The organism is Paenibacillus sp. SC116 (assembly GCF_024733555.1).
GTDB lineage: Bacteria > Bacillota > Bacilli > Paenibacillales > Paenibacillaceae > Paenibacillus_B.
Window position 1 is genome coordinate 35,634 of record NZ_JANIOF010000001.1, and the last position, 16,547, is coordinate 52,180.

The 16,547-nt window shown below is 40.9% G+C and carries 12 protein-coding genes; 11 read left to right on the forward strand and 1 reads right to left on the reverse strand.

Going from position 1 to position 16,547, the window contains the following annotated elements:
• The first annotated feature begins 251 nt into the window (after positions 1-251).
• Positions 252-617 carry a MerR family transcriptional regulator gene (locus NQ117_RS00105; RefSeq protein ID WP_258276002.1) on the forward strand — a complete coding sequence of 122 codons (366 nt, stop codon included), beginning with the start codon at positions 252-254 and terminating at the stop codon, positions 615-617.
• A 76-nt stretch (positions 618-693) separates the two neighbouring features.
• On the opposite strand, the gene NQ117_RS00110 is transcribed toward NQ117_RS00105, so the two are convergent.
• Positions 694-1,455, reverse strand: coding sequence for an SDR family oxidoreductase (locus NQ117_RS00110; RefSeq protein WP_258276003.1), 762 nt, complete (start codon positions 1,453-1,455; stop codon positions 694-696).
• Positions 1,456-1,715: 260 nt separating this feature from the next.
• On the opposite strand from NQ117_RS00110, the gene NQ117_RS00115 reads away from it, so the two are divergent.
• From NQ117_RS00115 to NQ117_RS00160, 10 genes are all read left to right on the forward strand, one after another.
• Complete coding sequence (locus NQ117_RS00115; protein WP_258276004.1) at positions 1,716-2,420, forward strand: pentapeptide repeat-containing protein; 705 nt, start codon at positions 1,716-1,718, stop codon at positions 2,418-2,420.
• A 40-nt stretch (positions 2,421-2,460) separates the two neighbouring features.
• Positions 2,461-3,081, forward strand: a complete 621-nt coding sequence (locus tag NQ117_RS00120) for an HD domain-containing protein (protein WP_258276005.1) — start codon at positions 2,461-2,463, stop codon at positions 3,079-3,081.
• A gap of 145 nt (positions 3,082-3,226) precedes the next feature.
• On the forward strand, positions 3,227-5,170 hold the full coding sequence (locus tag NQ117_RS00125) for a stalk domain-containing protein (RefSeq protein ID WP_258276006.1): 1,944 nt from the start codon (positions 3,227-3,229) through the stop codon (positions 5,168-5,170).
• A gap of 334 nt (positions 5,171-5,504) precedes the next feature.
• Complete coding sequence (locus NQ117_RS00130; RefSeq protein WP_258276007.1) at positions 5,505-7,574, forward strand: serine hydrolase domain-containing protein; 2,070 nt, start codon at positions 5,505-5,507, stop codon at positions 7,572-7,574.
• 260 nt (positions 7,575-7,834) lie between these two features.
• Positions 7,835-9,907 (forward strand): serine hydrolase domain-containing protein, encoded by a 2,073-nt coding sequence (locus tag NQ117_RS00135; RefSeq protein ID WP_258276008.1) that lies wholly within the window; start codon positions 7,835-7,837, stop codon positions 9,905-9,907.
• A 265-nt stretch (positions 9,908-10,172) separates the two neighbouring features.
• Positions 10,173-12,245, forward strand: a complete 2,073-nt coding sequence (locus NQ117_RS00140) for a serine hydrolase domain-containing protein (RefSeq protein ID WP_258276009.1) — start codon at positions 10,173-10,175, stop codon at positions 12,243-12,245.
• Between the two features lie 230 nt (positions 12,246-12,475).
• Positions 12,476-13,144, forward strand: coding sequence for an HAD family hydrolase (locus NQ117_RS00145; RefSeq protein ID WP_258276010.1), 669 nt, complete (start codon positions 12,476-12,478; stop codon positions 13,142-13,144).
• Between the two features lie 284 nt (positions 13,145-13,428).
• Entirely contained in the window at positions 13,429-14,448 is a 1,020-nt protein-coding gene (locus NQ117_RS00150; protein WP_258276011.1) for an ABC transporter substrate-binding protein, read from the forward strand.
• A 34-nt stretch (positions 14,449-14,482) separates the two neighbouring features.
• Positions 14,483-15,496, forward strand: a complete 1,014-nt coding sequence (locus tag NQ117_RS00155) for a FecCD family ABC transporter permease (protein WP_258276012.1) — start codon at positions 14,483-14,485, stop codon at positions 15,494-15,496.
• Complete coding sequence (locus tag NQ117_RS00160) at positions 15,493-16,536, forward strand: FecCD family ABC transporter permease (protein WP_258276013.1); 1,044 nt, start codon at positions 15,493-15,495, stop codon at positions 16,534-16,536. The genes NQ117_RS00155 and NQ117_RS00160 overlap by 4 nt, the downstream gene beginning before the upstream one ends.
• Positions 16,537-16,547 lie beyond the last annotated feature (11 nt).

Below are 16,547 nucleotides of genomic sequence, written 5' to 3' on the forward strand. Positions count from 1 at the left end.
GCGTTTTATTTTGGATGCAGATATTATATAACTGCAATAGTCTTTTTTAAGTTAAAGTCTAGACATAACAAGCAACTTTCCTTTATTTTAAAAAGATGCATTCTCTTAATCCTCCAAGTTATACTCTACAAAATACTGGTTTTTCTAAGAAGTACTCCACGACATTAGAATCCGTAATCATATGCTCTATGATTATTACTGTTCCTGCATACTCTTTCATTATCGTCTACATACAAGGAGGTCCTTAAAGCGTGAGAATAAGTGAATTATCGCAATTGACCAAGGTTAGTGCTCGATCGATTCGGCATTATGAAGAAAAAGGCCTGCTACAGGCGGAGAGAACGGAAAATGATTATCGTAAGTTTCATGAATCGGCTATCGAGCGTGTCAAAGCGATTCAGTTGTATTTGAAGCTCGGGTTAACGGCGGATGAAATCGGCAGTCTGTTCAGGAGTGAGATCGCATCTCCTGATGACTATGAGTTCTGTGAGGAAATGTTGAACATATATGAACAAAAGCTAAGTCATGTAAACGATCAAATGATAGCCCTCCACGACTTGAAAAAAATGCTAGAGAGGCAAATTTCACGGACGAAAGCGAAGAAGATTTATAGCTAATCGAGTAAATTGGAAATGCCCCAGGGCATAGAACACGTCTATGCTCTGGGGCATTTATTTCATTCCTTAATTGCGTTTAGATTGCACTCAAATTTTGGCCGAGTCCTCCGTCTACGGTAAGCCTTGCACCGGTTGTGAAGGTGGCATCGAAGGCAAAGAATAATACTGCCTTTGCAACTTCTTCCGCCGAGCCATGACGCTTCATCGGTGTAATCTGATTGCCAAGCTCTTCGAAGGAGGTACGCTCTGCATCGGTTAAACCTTCAACACCCTTCGATGGGGTTTTGATAAAGCCAGGACTTACAACATTGACGCGAATGTTTCTCGGCAGCAGCTCTACTGCAAAGCCAGCTGCCAATGAGCGAAGTGCAGCTTTGGATGCGCTGTATACGCTCATGCCGGTATAGCCGCCTTTATCAGCTACGGAAGAAGTAAACACGATTGAGCCACCATCTACAATTAGCGGCGCCAAGCGCTGAACGGTGAAAAAGGCTCCCTTCGTGTTAACGGCGAATGTTCGATCGTAAGAGCTTTCAGTTACTTCGTGGAACGGTTCAAGCACCGACATTCCTGCGTTTACATGAAGTAGATCAATTTTTCCAAAATGCTGCTCCACATAAGCCCCTAATGCTTGAATGTCCTCCAAACTCGAAACATCGGACAATATCACATGTGCTCGTTCATTGCCTAATTCTCGTCGTGCCTCTTCAATGTTCTTCGGATTACGTCCAGTTACGATCACTTCCGCTCCTTCAGCCAGCAGCGCTTTCGCAGTGGCAAGACCCATTCCATGTGTTCCACCTGTAATAACAGCTTTCTTCCCTTGATAATTACTCAATTGACTTCCTCCTCGAATGGTTTGATTTAGCTTTCTGACCTTAGTCTAAAGCTTTACACTAGTGTCAAAGTCAAGGGCTTTTTCGGAGAAAATATAAATCGTGATAAGGGTGGAACACCAATGGAGTATTTCTAGATTGAAATCGAGTTGAAGTTATAGGTTAGCTGATTCATAATAAGACTTCTGAGTTATATTTGCACCGTAATTAGACGGATCAACATATTGAAAAGAGCTAGACGTAAGTAGAAAGAGGTATCTATATGAGTGAAGCATCAAAGGGTGTCGCAGAAATTAGGGAAATGATTCATGCCGCTATAATGGAAGAGAGAGTAGTGTATGACTTAGAGCTTCAAGGTGTAGATCTTTCTTTTTCGGACATTTGCGATCTAAAAGCCGATCGTATCGTAGCAAAAGGTGCTAATCTGCAAGGAGCTTCTCTTATGAGAGTATCTCTACGAGGTTGTGAATGGGATAAAGTGAATGCAGAAGGTACTAATTTTTATGAGGCTGACATTGCTGATAGCTCTTTTTATAAGGCTAACTTTCGCCAAGCTAAAATGAAATTTGCCGAAATTAAAATAAGTTCATGTGTAGAGGCATGTTTTGATGAGGTGGACTTTTCCTATGGAAATCTATCTGGAACAATATTGACGGCAGCAACATTTCGCAAAGCCAGTTTAAAAGAAATAGAAGCGGATGAAGCTGTGTTTAATGAAGCTGATTTATCAGGAGCTATTATAATAGAAGGAAACTTTATGAACACGGACTTTATAGGTGCGAACTTAACCGGTGTAGATGCACGAAATGGTAATTTTAACGGTGCCAACTTAAGTAATGCTATATTGTGTGATGGCAATTTCGCGGGCGTGGACTTTTCCTATGCAGTACTGGATGGCGTACAGTGGAAAGGTGCAAACATTGAAGGTGCCAAGTTCGATGCCAATGTCGAAGAGAATATTTTTTAAACAACTGTAAAATTTGTCTATACAGAGGAGCATAACCGAGATGGAGCAGCTAAGAAATGTACTCGAATTGATAAAACTTGGCGAAAAATTAAAAATGGAACTGCGTCATGGTTGGCTATCAAACGGACGTAGAGAAAGTGTCGCGGAGCACACATGGCGGCTTGCCTTAATGGCAATGACGATTGAACCGTATTTGCCTATTAAGGTTAACAGTGAGAAGCTGCTAAAAATGATCATTATCCATGACTTGGTGGAAGCATACGCAAAGGATATTCCTGCATTCGATACGATGAATAATAGTGAAGCGAAAGCTTTGAAATATAAAAATGAGATAGCAGCTATCGAGCAGATTCGAAATATACTTGGTGATGAACATGGTCAGAAGCTCTATGACTATTGGTTTGAATTCGAACGCAAAGAAACCTATGAAGCAAAAGTGGCTAACGCGTTGGATAAGCTAGAGGCGCAAATCCAGCATAATGAAGCAGATATCGAAACATGGCTGCCGATTGAGTATGAAATGACCTTTATGCTCGGTATACATACGGATTTCGATCCAGTGCTTACAGAGTTGAAAAATCTGATCGAGCAAGAAGGGGAGCAGAAGCTTATAGCCGCTGGTATCAATGTAGAAGCATTGAAGCAGCAAAGAGTACAATAACATAAAAAATCACGGCTTTTTTAAAGAATCTTTATGAAATTGCTGCAAGCAGCCAATGATAACCCAAATAATCCTAACTTTATTCGACAGCATTTGCTATAATATTAGATGGCATTTGTTTACATATACATAAAGGGGAATGAATATGAGGAAATGGATGGTTGTGCTGGTTGCTGTATTTGTGTGGGTCGTGAGTACCGTGGAGACGGCTTCTGCTACAGATCACTCATCTACAAGTTCAGCAAAAATTGTGGACGTGTTAAATGAAAATATCATGTTGCTGGAAGATGGAAGTTTGTGGCGTGGCGCTGGAGTACTTAAATATTTGGACAAAACGAATTTTATATCTATTGTAGGAGATTTTGATAAGGGTTGGGGATTGACGAAAGATGGAGAAGTTTTCTCATGGCAAGACGGGAACCCTCATTTGACTCGAAGACCTGCTCTTCAACAAATTGTGCAACTTGGTAATGGTTATGGCGTCAAACAAGATGGTACAGTCTGGTCTCGTTATGGTCAAATAGACGGTTTGCGTCAGATAAAATGGTTGAGTTCTTATGATCAATTTCACGCTGCTTTGGATCAGGAAGGAACGATTTATAGGTGGCATTCGGATACTCCCTATCAGCTTGAGAAAGTAGGAAATGTTCCGACAGCATCAAAAATATACCTATTTGAAGATCAAATTGCTTTAATTGACCGGGATAAAACAGCTGCTTACTATGATACGGCGGTTGCAACTCCAATCACAATTGCTTCTGGAGTAAAAGATTTAGTATGGAGAGATTCGAACCGACTTGTACTTGTAAAAGAAGATGGGACAGTGTGGAACGCTGTTTTAAACAATAACGAGTTTGTACTAACGCAAGATCAAAGATTCACATCTAGTGTACGGGTAGTTGTTTCCTCAACATCTGATAACTATAACCTGTTGGTGATGCAAAAAGATGGAACGTGGTTGAGTTCCTCTAATGATAAAATTACTACGATGAAAGCGCCTACGTTAACGAGTGTGAAAGTCAAATTGCCTAAGCAGAAAGTCAAAGTAGGTGAGTCTTTCTCTATTAAATTCGAAGAACAGTATTCAAACGGATACAAAGAAGAACGCTTTTCTCAACAGCATGAATTGCAATTTAGTATGCCACAGCATGTTGTGCAGTTAAAAAATAATTCATTTAAGGCAAAAGCTGTTGGTGAAATCACGTTTCAAGGAACTGTGTCGGGGGAGAAAGCTGAAGGAAAGATTTGGGTAACCTCAGATAAGCCGCTGCAAAAAGCAGTGCAAAAAGACGGTGTGTTATATGTGCCGCTAAAATCCTTGTTTGAAACGATAGGCGGTACATTAACTTTTGACTCGAACGTTAAAAAATACCACATTCAGCTGGGTTCTAAACAGATTAAGTTACAGGTAGGCAGTAAAGTTGCTTGGTTGGACGGGCAGAAAATTGTCATGAAGGGTCCTGTCCATGCGAATGGAAAAACAATCGTTTTTCCAGCTGAGTTGCTGAAACATACCTCGAAAGCGGTAATCACATGGGATAAAGAGTATAAACGGGCAGTGCTGAACTTTGGTCAAGCTCGAATGATGGTAGAATCCGATGAAACGGCAAAAGTGTTCAAAAACGAACGATTAGGAACGTTGGTCAGATTTATTGGGGTAACTTACTGGATTAATGACTTCCATGGTTGGGAACGATTTAACAAGGTAACGGTAACTGATATTAGGCCAGTACAACAAACGGGTGATTTTATTATCGTATTTAAGCACGCTAATGGAAAAACGATACACAGTGTTAATTTGCCTGAGCATCTAGTAGAGTTCGCTTTGACGCATGAATCTATCTTTTTGCATTATGATCCTTACAAACGATATAACTGGCCGAAGCCGATTTGGGATAAAGTAAAAAAAGGAATTATATCCCTCGGCATGACAAAAGAACAAGTCTTACTATCCTGGGGTACACCTCAAGATACCACCTATACTTCAAGTCCTAACCTTGTCCTAGAATTGTGGACGTATCGTAATGAAGGGAAATTTAGTATTATTACATTTAGAAATGGAACGGTGTCGAGACTCTATCAGTCGTAAAGCCTACTAAAATATAAGAATTGGACATATTCCACTTTATAATGTTGATTGACTAGCCAGATTTTACGATATACTTACAATCGTATAGGTAGCATGTAAGTACACTAAGTATTATAAGCATCATAAGTAAGGTAGATATCTAACCTGCAGAATGGAACTTTGAAAAAAGCCCCATTTTGCGGGTTATTTTTGTATGATTCATTTCCATTTTAACTGTAAGTTTATTGTAAGGTTTCTGAAAGAAGTGAGAAAGACATTTATTTTACAATACAAATATTACCTAAAAATGCAGTCATGGAGTTAAAAGAGTAACCATACTGAGGGAGGTATGTTCATGAAAAAAAGTAAAAGAGTACTTTCGTTGCTATGTGCACTTATGATGTTATCTTCATCGCTTCCGATATCTGTTGCCGCTGCTACAAAGGATGCTTCGGTCAATCAACCTACGCAGCATGCTATCGCAGCTACGCCAGCAGCTAAAAAAGCGGCTGTGCCATTGACCAAGGCAAATGTGGAGAAGTTCACGAAGGAGTTCTTTGCTAACCCAGCTATTAAAAATAGGATAGCCGGAGCAGTAGTCACTGTCGTAAAAGGCGACGAAGTGCTGCTTGAAGAGGGGTTTGGGTACGCAGATAAAGAGCAGAAGAAGCGGGTAGATCCAGAGGAAACGTTGTTCTTTATCGGCTCTGTATCGAAAATATTTACGGCGACAGCGGTCATGCAGCTCGTGGAGCAAGGGAAAATTGATCTGAACGCAGATATAACCAAGTATTTGGGCGATGTCAAAATAAAAAATGAAACTGGAAGTCCTGTTACTGTGAAGGATTTGCTTACACATACGAGTGGGGTAGATTATGCGGATGCGGGATTTGTTATTGATGCAGAGCTGGATCCCAAAGCTCATTATTCCATTAAAGATGAATTGCTGAACAATAAGGTTCGAATTGTTAATAAACCTGGTGAAGTATATAGCTATGACAATTTTGCATCCCAATTGCAAGGATATATGGTTGAACAAGTAACGGGCCAAACATTCGAAGCGTATGCAAATGAACATCTATTTGAAGTGCTGGATATGGAAAATACGAGCTTTGTGCTGGAGAAAGATAGATTTCATAAATTGGCTAGTTCTTATGATTGGCATGGGAATAAGTTAAAGCCAGCTTTATTTAAGCCAACGGTGTTGCCAGAAGGATCTATGTCATCTACAGGCGAGGATATGGCTAATTATATGTTAGCCGTCCTGAATGGTGGAGTTTTTGGAGAGGAACGATTATTGAGCAAAGATTCTTTAACAAAGATGCTTACCCCACAAGTAAGTATTCATCCTTCTGTACCGAACATGACCTTTGGCTTTGAGTTTTATAATCATCATTTGTTCAACGGACATAACTTTGTGTCGAAGGGTGGGGGATTGCCCGGATTTACTTCTCAGGTTACGTTTTTGCCTGACAAAAAAGTTGGTGTATTTATAAGTGACAATCAAGGAAGCAGTCTATATGCTCCTTATATGGAAGCATTTATGGATCATTTCTATCCAGATGAAAGGCCAGCTCCGAAGTATTTGCAATCGACCCAACAAGAACTTGCAAAATTTGAAGGGCGATATGCAAATCTGCGGTCGGGATATGAAGTGACAGAAATTAAAGCGAACAGCGATGGATCGTTAACCGTCAATGATCTACTCGGCAGTATGACGTATCGTCAAGTTGATCCGTTTCTCTTTTTAAGTGAAGAAGGTTTGCCTTTAGCATTTAAAGAAGAGAACGGTAAGGTGAAGTATATCTACACATCACTAACCTTTGTAAGCTGGGCAGAGAAACTTGAAGCACCAGTTGTTTATAAGGATGTGGCAGGAAATCACCCGTATCGTACGTATATAGATGGTTTGAGCCCGATAGTTACATTAGGTGAGAAAGATACTGATTTGTTTGAAACGACTAAAGAAATGACGCGTGCCGAGTTTATTCATGTGTTGATCGAATTGCTTGATGTAGGCTACCGACATCATAAAGAGCCAGCCTTTAAAGATGTGGAGGGACACAAATATGTGGATGCTATTAATGAGGCGGTACGTCTCAAGATCATTGATGCATCGCAAGTTAACGATAGGAAGTTCGAGCCAGATCAAATCATAAAGCGTCAAGAGGCAGCGGTTTGGCTTTATAGCTTCCTAAAACAGTATCCTGTAATGCCGACACCGCCTGTAAAGCTTGCAGGAGAGACGGACGAATGGGCAAAGGAAGCAGTTCAGTATATGGCTACGTTCGGTTTCTACGGTCCTGAAGTAATTAAACATCAGGATGGGGCCATTGATTACTTGTCCAAAAAAGGGTTGAAGCGTCAAGAAGCCGCGGCTATCCTTTATCAACTTGTGTATCCTTATCACGCTAAGAGAGGTTAAGTTGATCGAAGCTACATCCAAAATATAGTTAAAAATGCAGGCTGTATGATTACATGTAAAATCATGTGTTCATGCAGCCTTTTCGATTTAGCGGATTGACTTTAGTATGAAATGTTTTGTAGGGATCGTTTAATGCCTATTTGTAAGTTTAATGTAAGGTTGCTGAAAGAAGTGAGAAAGACGGATATTTTACAATACAGATATTACCTGGAAATACAATCATGGAGTTAGAGGATTAACTATACTGAGGAGGTATGATCATGAAAAAAAGTAAAAAAGCACTCTCACTGTTATGCGCACTTATGATGTTATCTGCATCACTCCCTATGTCTGTCGCGGCTGCAACAACAGAAGCACAGGTAAACCAACCAACGCAGCAAGCGGTTGCGACGGCAAAGCCAGCATCAAAAAAAGCGACAATTCCGTTGACCAAGGCGAATGTGGAGAAGTTCACGAAAGAGTTTTTTGCCAACCCAGATATTAAGAAAATGGTAACCGGAGCAGTAGTTACCGTCGTAAAAGGTGATGAAGTACTGCTTGAGCAAGGGTACGGGTACGCAGATAAAGAGAAGAAGAAACAAGTAGATTCGGAAGAAACATTGTTCTATATCGGTTCCGTGTCCAAAGTATTTACTGCGACAGCCGTGCTGCAATTGGTAGAGCAAGGAAAGATTGATCTAAATGCGGATATCACGAAATATCTCGGTGACGTTAAAATTAAAAACGAAACGGGAAGTCCGGTTACAGTGAAGGATTTGCTTACACATACGAGTGGGGTAGAACACGCAGACACGGGATTTTCTCTCGATGCGGAGCTGGATTCAAAACCCTACTATTCTATGAAAGATGAATTGCTGAACAATACGTTCCGCATCGTAAATAAGCCTGGTGAAGTATACAGCTATGATAATTTCGCCTCCCAGTTGCAAGGATATATCGTTGAACAAGTAACGGGGCAAAAATTTGAGGATTATGCAAAAGAGCATTTATTTGAAGTGCTGGATATGGAGAATACGAGCTATGTGTTAGAGAAAGATGATGCGGATCAGTTGGCTAGTTCTTATGACTATAAAGGGAATAAGTTGAAGCCATTAGTATTTAAGCCAACGGTATTGCCAGAGGGCTCGATGTCATCGACAGGTGAAGATATGGCTAATTACATGCTAACTGTGCTTAATAACGGAGTTTTTGAAGGGGAACGACTGTTGAGCAAAGATTCGTTGACGAAGATGCTTACCCCACAAGTAAGTATTCACCCTGATGTCCCAAATATGACCTACGGCTTTGAATATTATACCCATCCTCTATTTAACGGACATAACTTTGTGTTGAAAGGTGGAAATGTACCTGGATTTGCTTCGCAGGTCTCCTTCTTGCCTGATAAGAAAGTTGGTGTCTTTATAAGCGACAACCAAGGAAGCAATATACGGACTGCCTACATGTCAGCCTTTATGGATCACTTCTATCCAGATGAAAGACCTGCTCCAACATACTTACAACCAACTCAACAGCAGCTTACGAAATTCGAAGGACGCTATAAAAATTTACGTATGGGATTCGATGTTACCGAAATTAAAGCGAATAGCGATGGGTCACTAACCGTATATGATGGGCTTGGCAGCACGAAATATCGTCAAGTAGATCCGCTTCTCTTTTTAAGTAATGAAGGATTCCCGTTAGCATTTAAAGAAGTGGACGGTAAGGTGAAGTATATCTATACGTTACTGAACTTTGTTACCTGGGCGGAAAAGCTTGAAGCGCCAGTTGCTTATAAAGATGTGGCAGGGGATCATCCGTATCGCAAGTATGTGGATGGACTAAGCCCACTTGTTGTATTAGGTGAGGAAGGTTCAAATGTATTGGAACCAGCTAAAGAAATGACTCGCGCCGAGTTCATTCACGTGTTGTTAGAATTGTTTGATTTAGGATATCGTCACCATGATAAGCCGGCCTTTAAAGATGTGGAGGGGCACAAGTATGTGGATGCTATTAATGCGGCGGTTCAAATCAAAATCATTGATGCTAAGAAAGTTAAGGATGGAAAGTTCGAGCCAGATAGAATCATTGAGCGTCAAGAGGTAGCGGTATGGATGCACAATTTCTTAAAAGAGTATCCTACTATGCCTAAACAGCCAGTTAAGCTTGCAGGAACGACGGATGAGTGGGCAAAAGAAGCGGTTCAGTATTTGGCAACGCACGGTTTCTATGGCCCTGAAGTCATAAAAAATCAAGATGGTTCCATCGACTTCTTGTCCAAAAAAGGCTTAAAGCGTCAAGAAGCGGCGGCTATCCTTTATAATCTCGTGTATCCGTATCACTCAGAGGGGAAGTAAGTAAAATCAGTTTTTTAAAGTTTAGCTGAAAAAAGGTAGGCTGTATGATTACATGAACAAATCATGTTTTCATGCGGCCTTTTTACTGCACCAATATAGATCTTTATTCGTATAAAAAAATGTATGAATCCTTGTTTTATACTCAATTGTAAGTTTATAGTAAGGTTACTGAAAGAAGCGAGAAAGATAGATTTTTTGAAATACATATATTACCTGCAAAACAGTCATGGAAATAATAGATTTGCCATACTGAGGGGGTACGAGTATGAAGAAAAGTAAAAAATCACTCGCACTGCTATGTGCCTTAATGATGTCATATGCATCGCTTCCTATATTTGCTGCGACTGCTACTACAAAGGATGTACCGATCAGTCAACCGACTCGTCAAGAAGTGGCGGCAAAACCAGCAGCTAAAAGAGCAGCTGTTCCGTTAACGAAGGAAAATGTGGAGAAGTTTACGAAGGAGTTCTTTGCCAACCCGAATCTTCAAAAATGGGCAACCGGAGCTGTAGTTTCCGTCGTAAAAGGCGACGAAGTGCTGCTTAACGAAGGATACGGATATAAGGATAGAGAAACGAAGCAGAAGATAGATCCGGAAGAGACTTTGTTCTATATCGGCTCCGTATCGAAAGTATTTACGGCAACAGCGGTTATGCAGTTAATTGAGCAGGGGAAGATTGATTTAGATGCTGATATAACGAAGTATTTGGGCGACATTAAAATTAAAAACGAAACGGGAAGTCCGGTTACGGTGAAGGATTTACTCACTCATACGAGCGGTGTGGATTATGCGGATACCGGATTCAGCATAGACGCGGAGTTGGATTCGAATAACTATTATTCCATGAAGGACGAGCTACGGAACAATACATTCCGTATTATAAATAAGCCTGGTACCGTTTATAGCTATGATAATTTTGCGTCTCAGCTGCAAGGATTTATTGTTGAACAAGTAACAGGTCAGAAATTTGAAGATTATGCAGAAAAGCACTTGTTTGACGTATTGGATATGGAGAATTCGAGCTTTGTGCTAGAGAAAGATAAGGCAGATCAGTTGGCCAGTTCTTATGATTGGAAGGGGGAAAAGCTAAAGCCTGCCGTCTTTAAACCGACGGTAATGCCAGAGGGATCGATGTCATCTACAGGTAAGGATATGGCTAATTATATGTTAGCTGTGCTGAATGGCGGAGTTTTTGAAGGCAAACAATTATTGAGCAAAGATTCTTTGACGAAAATGCTCACTCCTCAAGTGAGTATTCATCCGGCGGTACCGAATATGACATACGGCTTTGAGTATTATACCCATCATGAGTTTAACGGACATAATTTTGTGTTAAAAAGCGGAAATATACCTGGATTTGTGTCCCAAGTTGCCTTCCTACCTGATAAGAATATTGGCGTATTTATAAGCAGCAACCAATATAATAACTTGCGTGGCATCTACATGTCGGCGTTTATGGATCACTTCTATCCAGATGAAAGACCTACTCCCAAATATTCACAACCCTCCCAACAGCAGCTTTTGAAATTTGAAGGGCGCTATAGAAATTTGCGCGAGGGATACAATGTAACACAAATAAAAGCGAATAGCGATGGTTCTATAACGGTGATTGATGGTATGGGTACTACCATATTTCGTCAAGTAGATTCACTTTTCTTTTTAAGCGAAGAGGGCTTCCCGTTAGCATTTAAAGAAGAAGACGGTAAGGTGAAGTATATTTATACGTTACTACACGGTCTTAGTTGGGCAGAGAAACTTGAAGCATCAGTAGTCTATACAGATATCGTGGAAGATCATCCGTATCGCAAATATATAGATGGCTTGAGTCCTTTAGTTGCATTTGGTGAGGAAGGATCAACTGTACTGGAACCGACGAAGGAAATGACGCGTGCGGAGTTTGCTCATTTGCTGATGGAACTATTTGATTTCGGGTATCGACACCACGATAAACCGGCATTTAAAGATGTGGAGGGACACAAGTATGAAGTAAGTATTAATGAGGCAGTTGTTTACAAAATCATTGATGCATCGATGGTTAAGGATGGAAAGTTCGAGCCAGATCGAATGATAGAGCGTCAAGAGGCAGCAGTATGGATGTACAAGGTATTGAAAACTTTTCAAACTGCACCGAAACCGCCAGTTAAGCTTGCAGGAACGACGGATGAGTGGGCAAAAGAAGCAGTTCAGTATATGTTAGCGCACGGTTACTATGGACCAGAAGTGATTAAGCATCAGGATGGTTCTATCGACTTTTTGTCCAAAAAAGGATTGAAGCGTCAAGAAGCAGCAGCTATTCTCTATCGATATGTGTATCCTAATTACTCAGAGAGAAAGTAAGTTAATTGCTATTATTTCCATTATATTCATAGATGGAAGGAGTATAGGCTGTATGATTACATGAACGCATGTAATTGTACTAGCCTATTTTTTATTGCATCGAATACAAAAGTACTTGAAAGGGATAAATCATCGTTTTTCTAAATATCTACAAATCTATATTCTATAAACAAAAGCTACAATTTACTTTACATGAAAAATTTTATATGTGGTTGAAAGTAGGTGAAAACATGATTAAAGCCGTTATCTTTGATTTGGATGGGACGCTGCTAAATCGTGACAGGTCATTAAGGCTGTTTGTGGAAGAACAGTACAATCGATACGCTCATCAATTAACTCAAGTTCCGAAAACAGTCTTTGTTGCAAGTTTCATTGCGCTTGATCAGCGCGGATATGTTTGGAAAGACAAAGTTTATCAGCAGCTTATTGAGGAATATCAGCTTCATCAACTGGAGTGGGAAACGATGCTAGCAGACTACATCGAACATTTCCCAAAGTTCGCAGTGTCATTTCCGAACACGGTAAAAATTTTGGATTGGTTGAAGGAGCAGCAAATCAAAATGGGTATGATAACAAACGGTTTTACTCACTTTCAAACAGCCAACTTAGAGTCGCTTAAGATTAGAGACTACTTTGACGAAATATTAATTTCACAGCAAGAAGGCACTCGAAAGCCAGAGATAGAGATATTTTTAAGAGCACTAAAACGACTGAAGGTTGAACCAGAAGAAGCAATGTATGTTGGCGACCATCCCATCAACGATGTTCAAGCATCTATAGATGTAGGTATGAAAGGGATTTGGAAGAGAGACAAGGGTTACTCGCACAAGGTTGAGGCGGATGCAGTCATTGAGGATTTAATTCAATTGCGAGAAATAATAGCAGGATATCAAGTATAGAACTTACATCTTTTACAGATTCAAACTAATGTTATGGAGCGTGTTTGCTAGAAAGTGTCTTGTCTTTCGTGTATGAAAATACCATTAATAGTTTCTAATGGGAAAAAAGACTGCCCTATATTTGTACTTTTTAATCACTAGTTTGTATTTATGTGCTAATAATGAGTAAGTTGATGCGGATTTTGGCATATAATGCTTGTCATAAATTGTATCGTCTCCTATAATTGCAAATGAGACTCAATATCAATTAAGTAAAAACGGGCAGAGTAGGGAGAGAAGCGAACGTGTTTAAACTAGGGAAAAAATCACTTCTTGTACTTGCATCAATGGTGTTATTAGTTTCAATCATTGCAGGTTGCGGTTCTAATGGACAAGCAGGCACGACATCCGACTCAAGCAAGCCGGCAGCAGAGAATCAAGCTCAAGGAACAAATAATGCCCAAACAAGTGAAGCTGAAACTGTTCGAGTTATCGAGCACCCGCTGGGCAAAACAGACATAAAAGGAACGCCTAAAAGAGTAGTGACTTTATATCAAGGAGCTACTGATGTAGTAGTTGCACTTGGCGTAAAGCCAGTTGGCGTTGTGGAAGCTTGGGGAGAGAAGAAGGTATTCGATTATTTAGCCGCTGATCTTCAAGGAGTTCCATTACTAGGTTTGGAAACACAACCTAACCTTGAAGAAATTCATAAGCTTAAGCCTGATTTGATTATTGCATCGAAGTTCCGCCATGAAGAGATTTACGATCAATTATCAGCGATTGCGCCAACGGTTTCGACAGAAGTGCTGTATGACTGGAAAGCAACCTTAAAAGTTGCGAGTCAAGCGTTGAACATAGAGGAGCAAGGAAATAAGCTGCTTGCTGATTGGGATAGCCGAGTAGCTGACTTTAAGCAAAAGATGGGTGATCGATTGCCTATCGAGGCTTCCATTATTAACTTTAGAGCCGATCATGTCCGTATTTACTACATGGGTTATGCAGGCACTATTCTCAAAGAGCTAGGGTTTACAAGACCTCCAGGTCATGACGCAGATACTTGGGGTATAGAAATAACATCTAAAGAAAGCATTCCTGATATGAATGCCGATGTAATCTTTAATTTCAACTATGCAGGCAAAGATGCAGAAGCGAACAAAAAGACAGCAGACGAATGGATGAGTCATCCGCTTTGGAAAAATATCGATGCGGTTAAGAACAATCAAGTCTATGAAGTGAATGACATCATCTGGAATATTGCAGGCGGATACAAATCGGCTCATATGCTGTTAGACGGTCTGTACGATACGTTTAAATTACAAAAATAGTCACACGTTTATCAACATATGAAAGAGTGAGATTATGTTTCACCTTTATGCAAGTGTGAAAATGAAAGTAGCAGGCTTTTGCCTGCTACTCCTTCTATTAGCAGGTGCGTTTGTGTCCAGTATCATTTTTGGACGGACGCCCCTTACTTTTTCTACTGCGATGCAGGCTTTTCTCTATTATGATGAAGCTCTCATTGAACATGTTGTTGTTCTAACAGAGCGTCTGCCTCGCGCTGTTATTGCTACTGTAGTAGGAGCTAGCTTAGCAATTGCGGGTGCGCTTATGCAAGCCCTAACACGCAACCCACTTGCTTCGCCTAGTACATTCGGCATTAATGCAGGTGCTATCTTTTTTATTGTAATTGCTATCGTTATTTTTTCGGTTTCATCATTAGTTCAATTAACGTGGGTTGCCTTCGTGGGGGCGGCAATTTCCGCTGTTACTGTGTATAGTCTTGGTTCTATGGGTAAAGATGGGTTGACTCCAGTTAAGATTGTGTTAGCAGGAACAGCCATTACGGCTCTATTTGTTTCGTTCACGCAAGCGATTCTTGTACTCGACGAAACGGGACTGCAAGATGTGATGTTCTGGCTAGCAGGTTCAATCAGCGGTCGTACATTGGATATGCTTGTTCCCGTGCTTCCTTATATGGCAGCAGCAGGCGTCATATCCTTATTTATGGGTAGAGCGATCAATCTGCTTATTACTGGTGATGACATTGCGAAAGGCATGGGACAAAATACGCTTCTCGTAAAATGTATGATGGGGGTTGTCATTGTGCTGCTTGCTGGCAGCTCAGTTGCAGTTGTAGGTGCTGTTGGATTTATAGGTCTAGTTGTACCTCATCTATCCCGTGCATTTGTAGGGAACGATTACCGTCTGCTTATCCCATTTTCAGCTATAGCAGGCGCGGTATTGCTATTGTCTGCTGACGTTATAGCAAGATTGCTCATTATGCCGTCAGAAATTCCAATTGGCGTCATGACAGCTTTAATCGGCGGTCCCTTTTTTGTGTATATTGCCCGTAAGGGGGTAACAAAAATTTGAGACAGCATATTACTTTTCGTACTAAAAGCGACTCCATCTCACTACAGATTGAAAGGAAGTCACTAATCGTCATTAGCGTCCTTTTCTTCCTCTCCATCTTGGCGGTTATAGCAGGCACCAGCTTGGGAAATACAGTGATTCCGCCGTTGGAAGTCGTTCAATCCATTTTGAAAATTGGATCTGGTGAACATGATTTCGTTATCCATACGTTAAGGCTGCCTCGTGTCCTTGTTGCTCTGCTAGTTGGGGCTGCACTAGGTGTGTCAGGAGCTATTTTACAAGGGATTATTCGAAATCCGCTTGCTTCACCGGACATTATTGGCATAACAGGCGGAGCATCTGTTGCAGCGGTTGCTTTTGTCACATTTTTAGCAGGTACGGTAAGTATTTCATTTATGCCTTTTGCCGCAATCGTTGGGGCTATGGTCGTATCTATCACCATTTACTTGCTAGCTTGGAAAAATGGTGTGACACCTATACGGCTTGTATTAGTTGGGATCGGCATATCAGCTATTATGGGCGCGGGTACAACGTTTATGCTTGTTATGAGTCCTTATTTCACAGCAGGGAAAGCCTATATTTGGCTGACTGGCAGTGTGTATGGCTCTACATGGGAAGATGTATATCTGCTCTTACCGGTAACGGCAGTCGTCATTCCTAGTGTTGTTATATTAGCACGAAATCTTAATTTGCAAGAGTTTGGCGATGAAGTGGCTACCGGATTGGGCGCCGCTGTTCAGCGACAGCGCTTAATATTGCTAGCGCTTAGTGTATTGTTAGCGGGCGTTGCTGTGTCGATTGGCGGTGCTATTGGCTTTGTAGGACTAATTGCGCCGCATATAGCTAGAAAGCTTGTTGGCCGTCCTTTTGGCAGTTTAACCGTTGTATCAGCCTTAATTGGTGCTTTGCTGGTATTCGTTGCGGATTGGATTGGTAGAACAGCCTTTTATCCGCTGGATATTCCTGCTGGGATATTCACTGCGGGCGTAGGTGCGCCATTCTTTCTTTATTTGCTGTTTAAGAACAGAAATCAATTATGAGAACGCTAAAT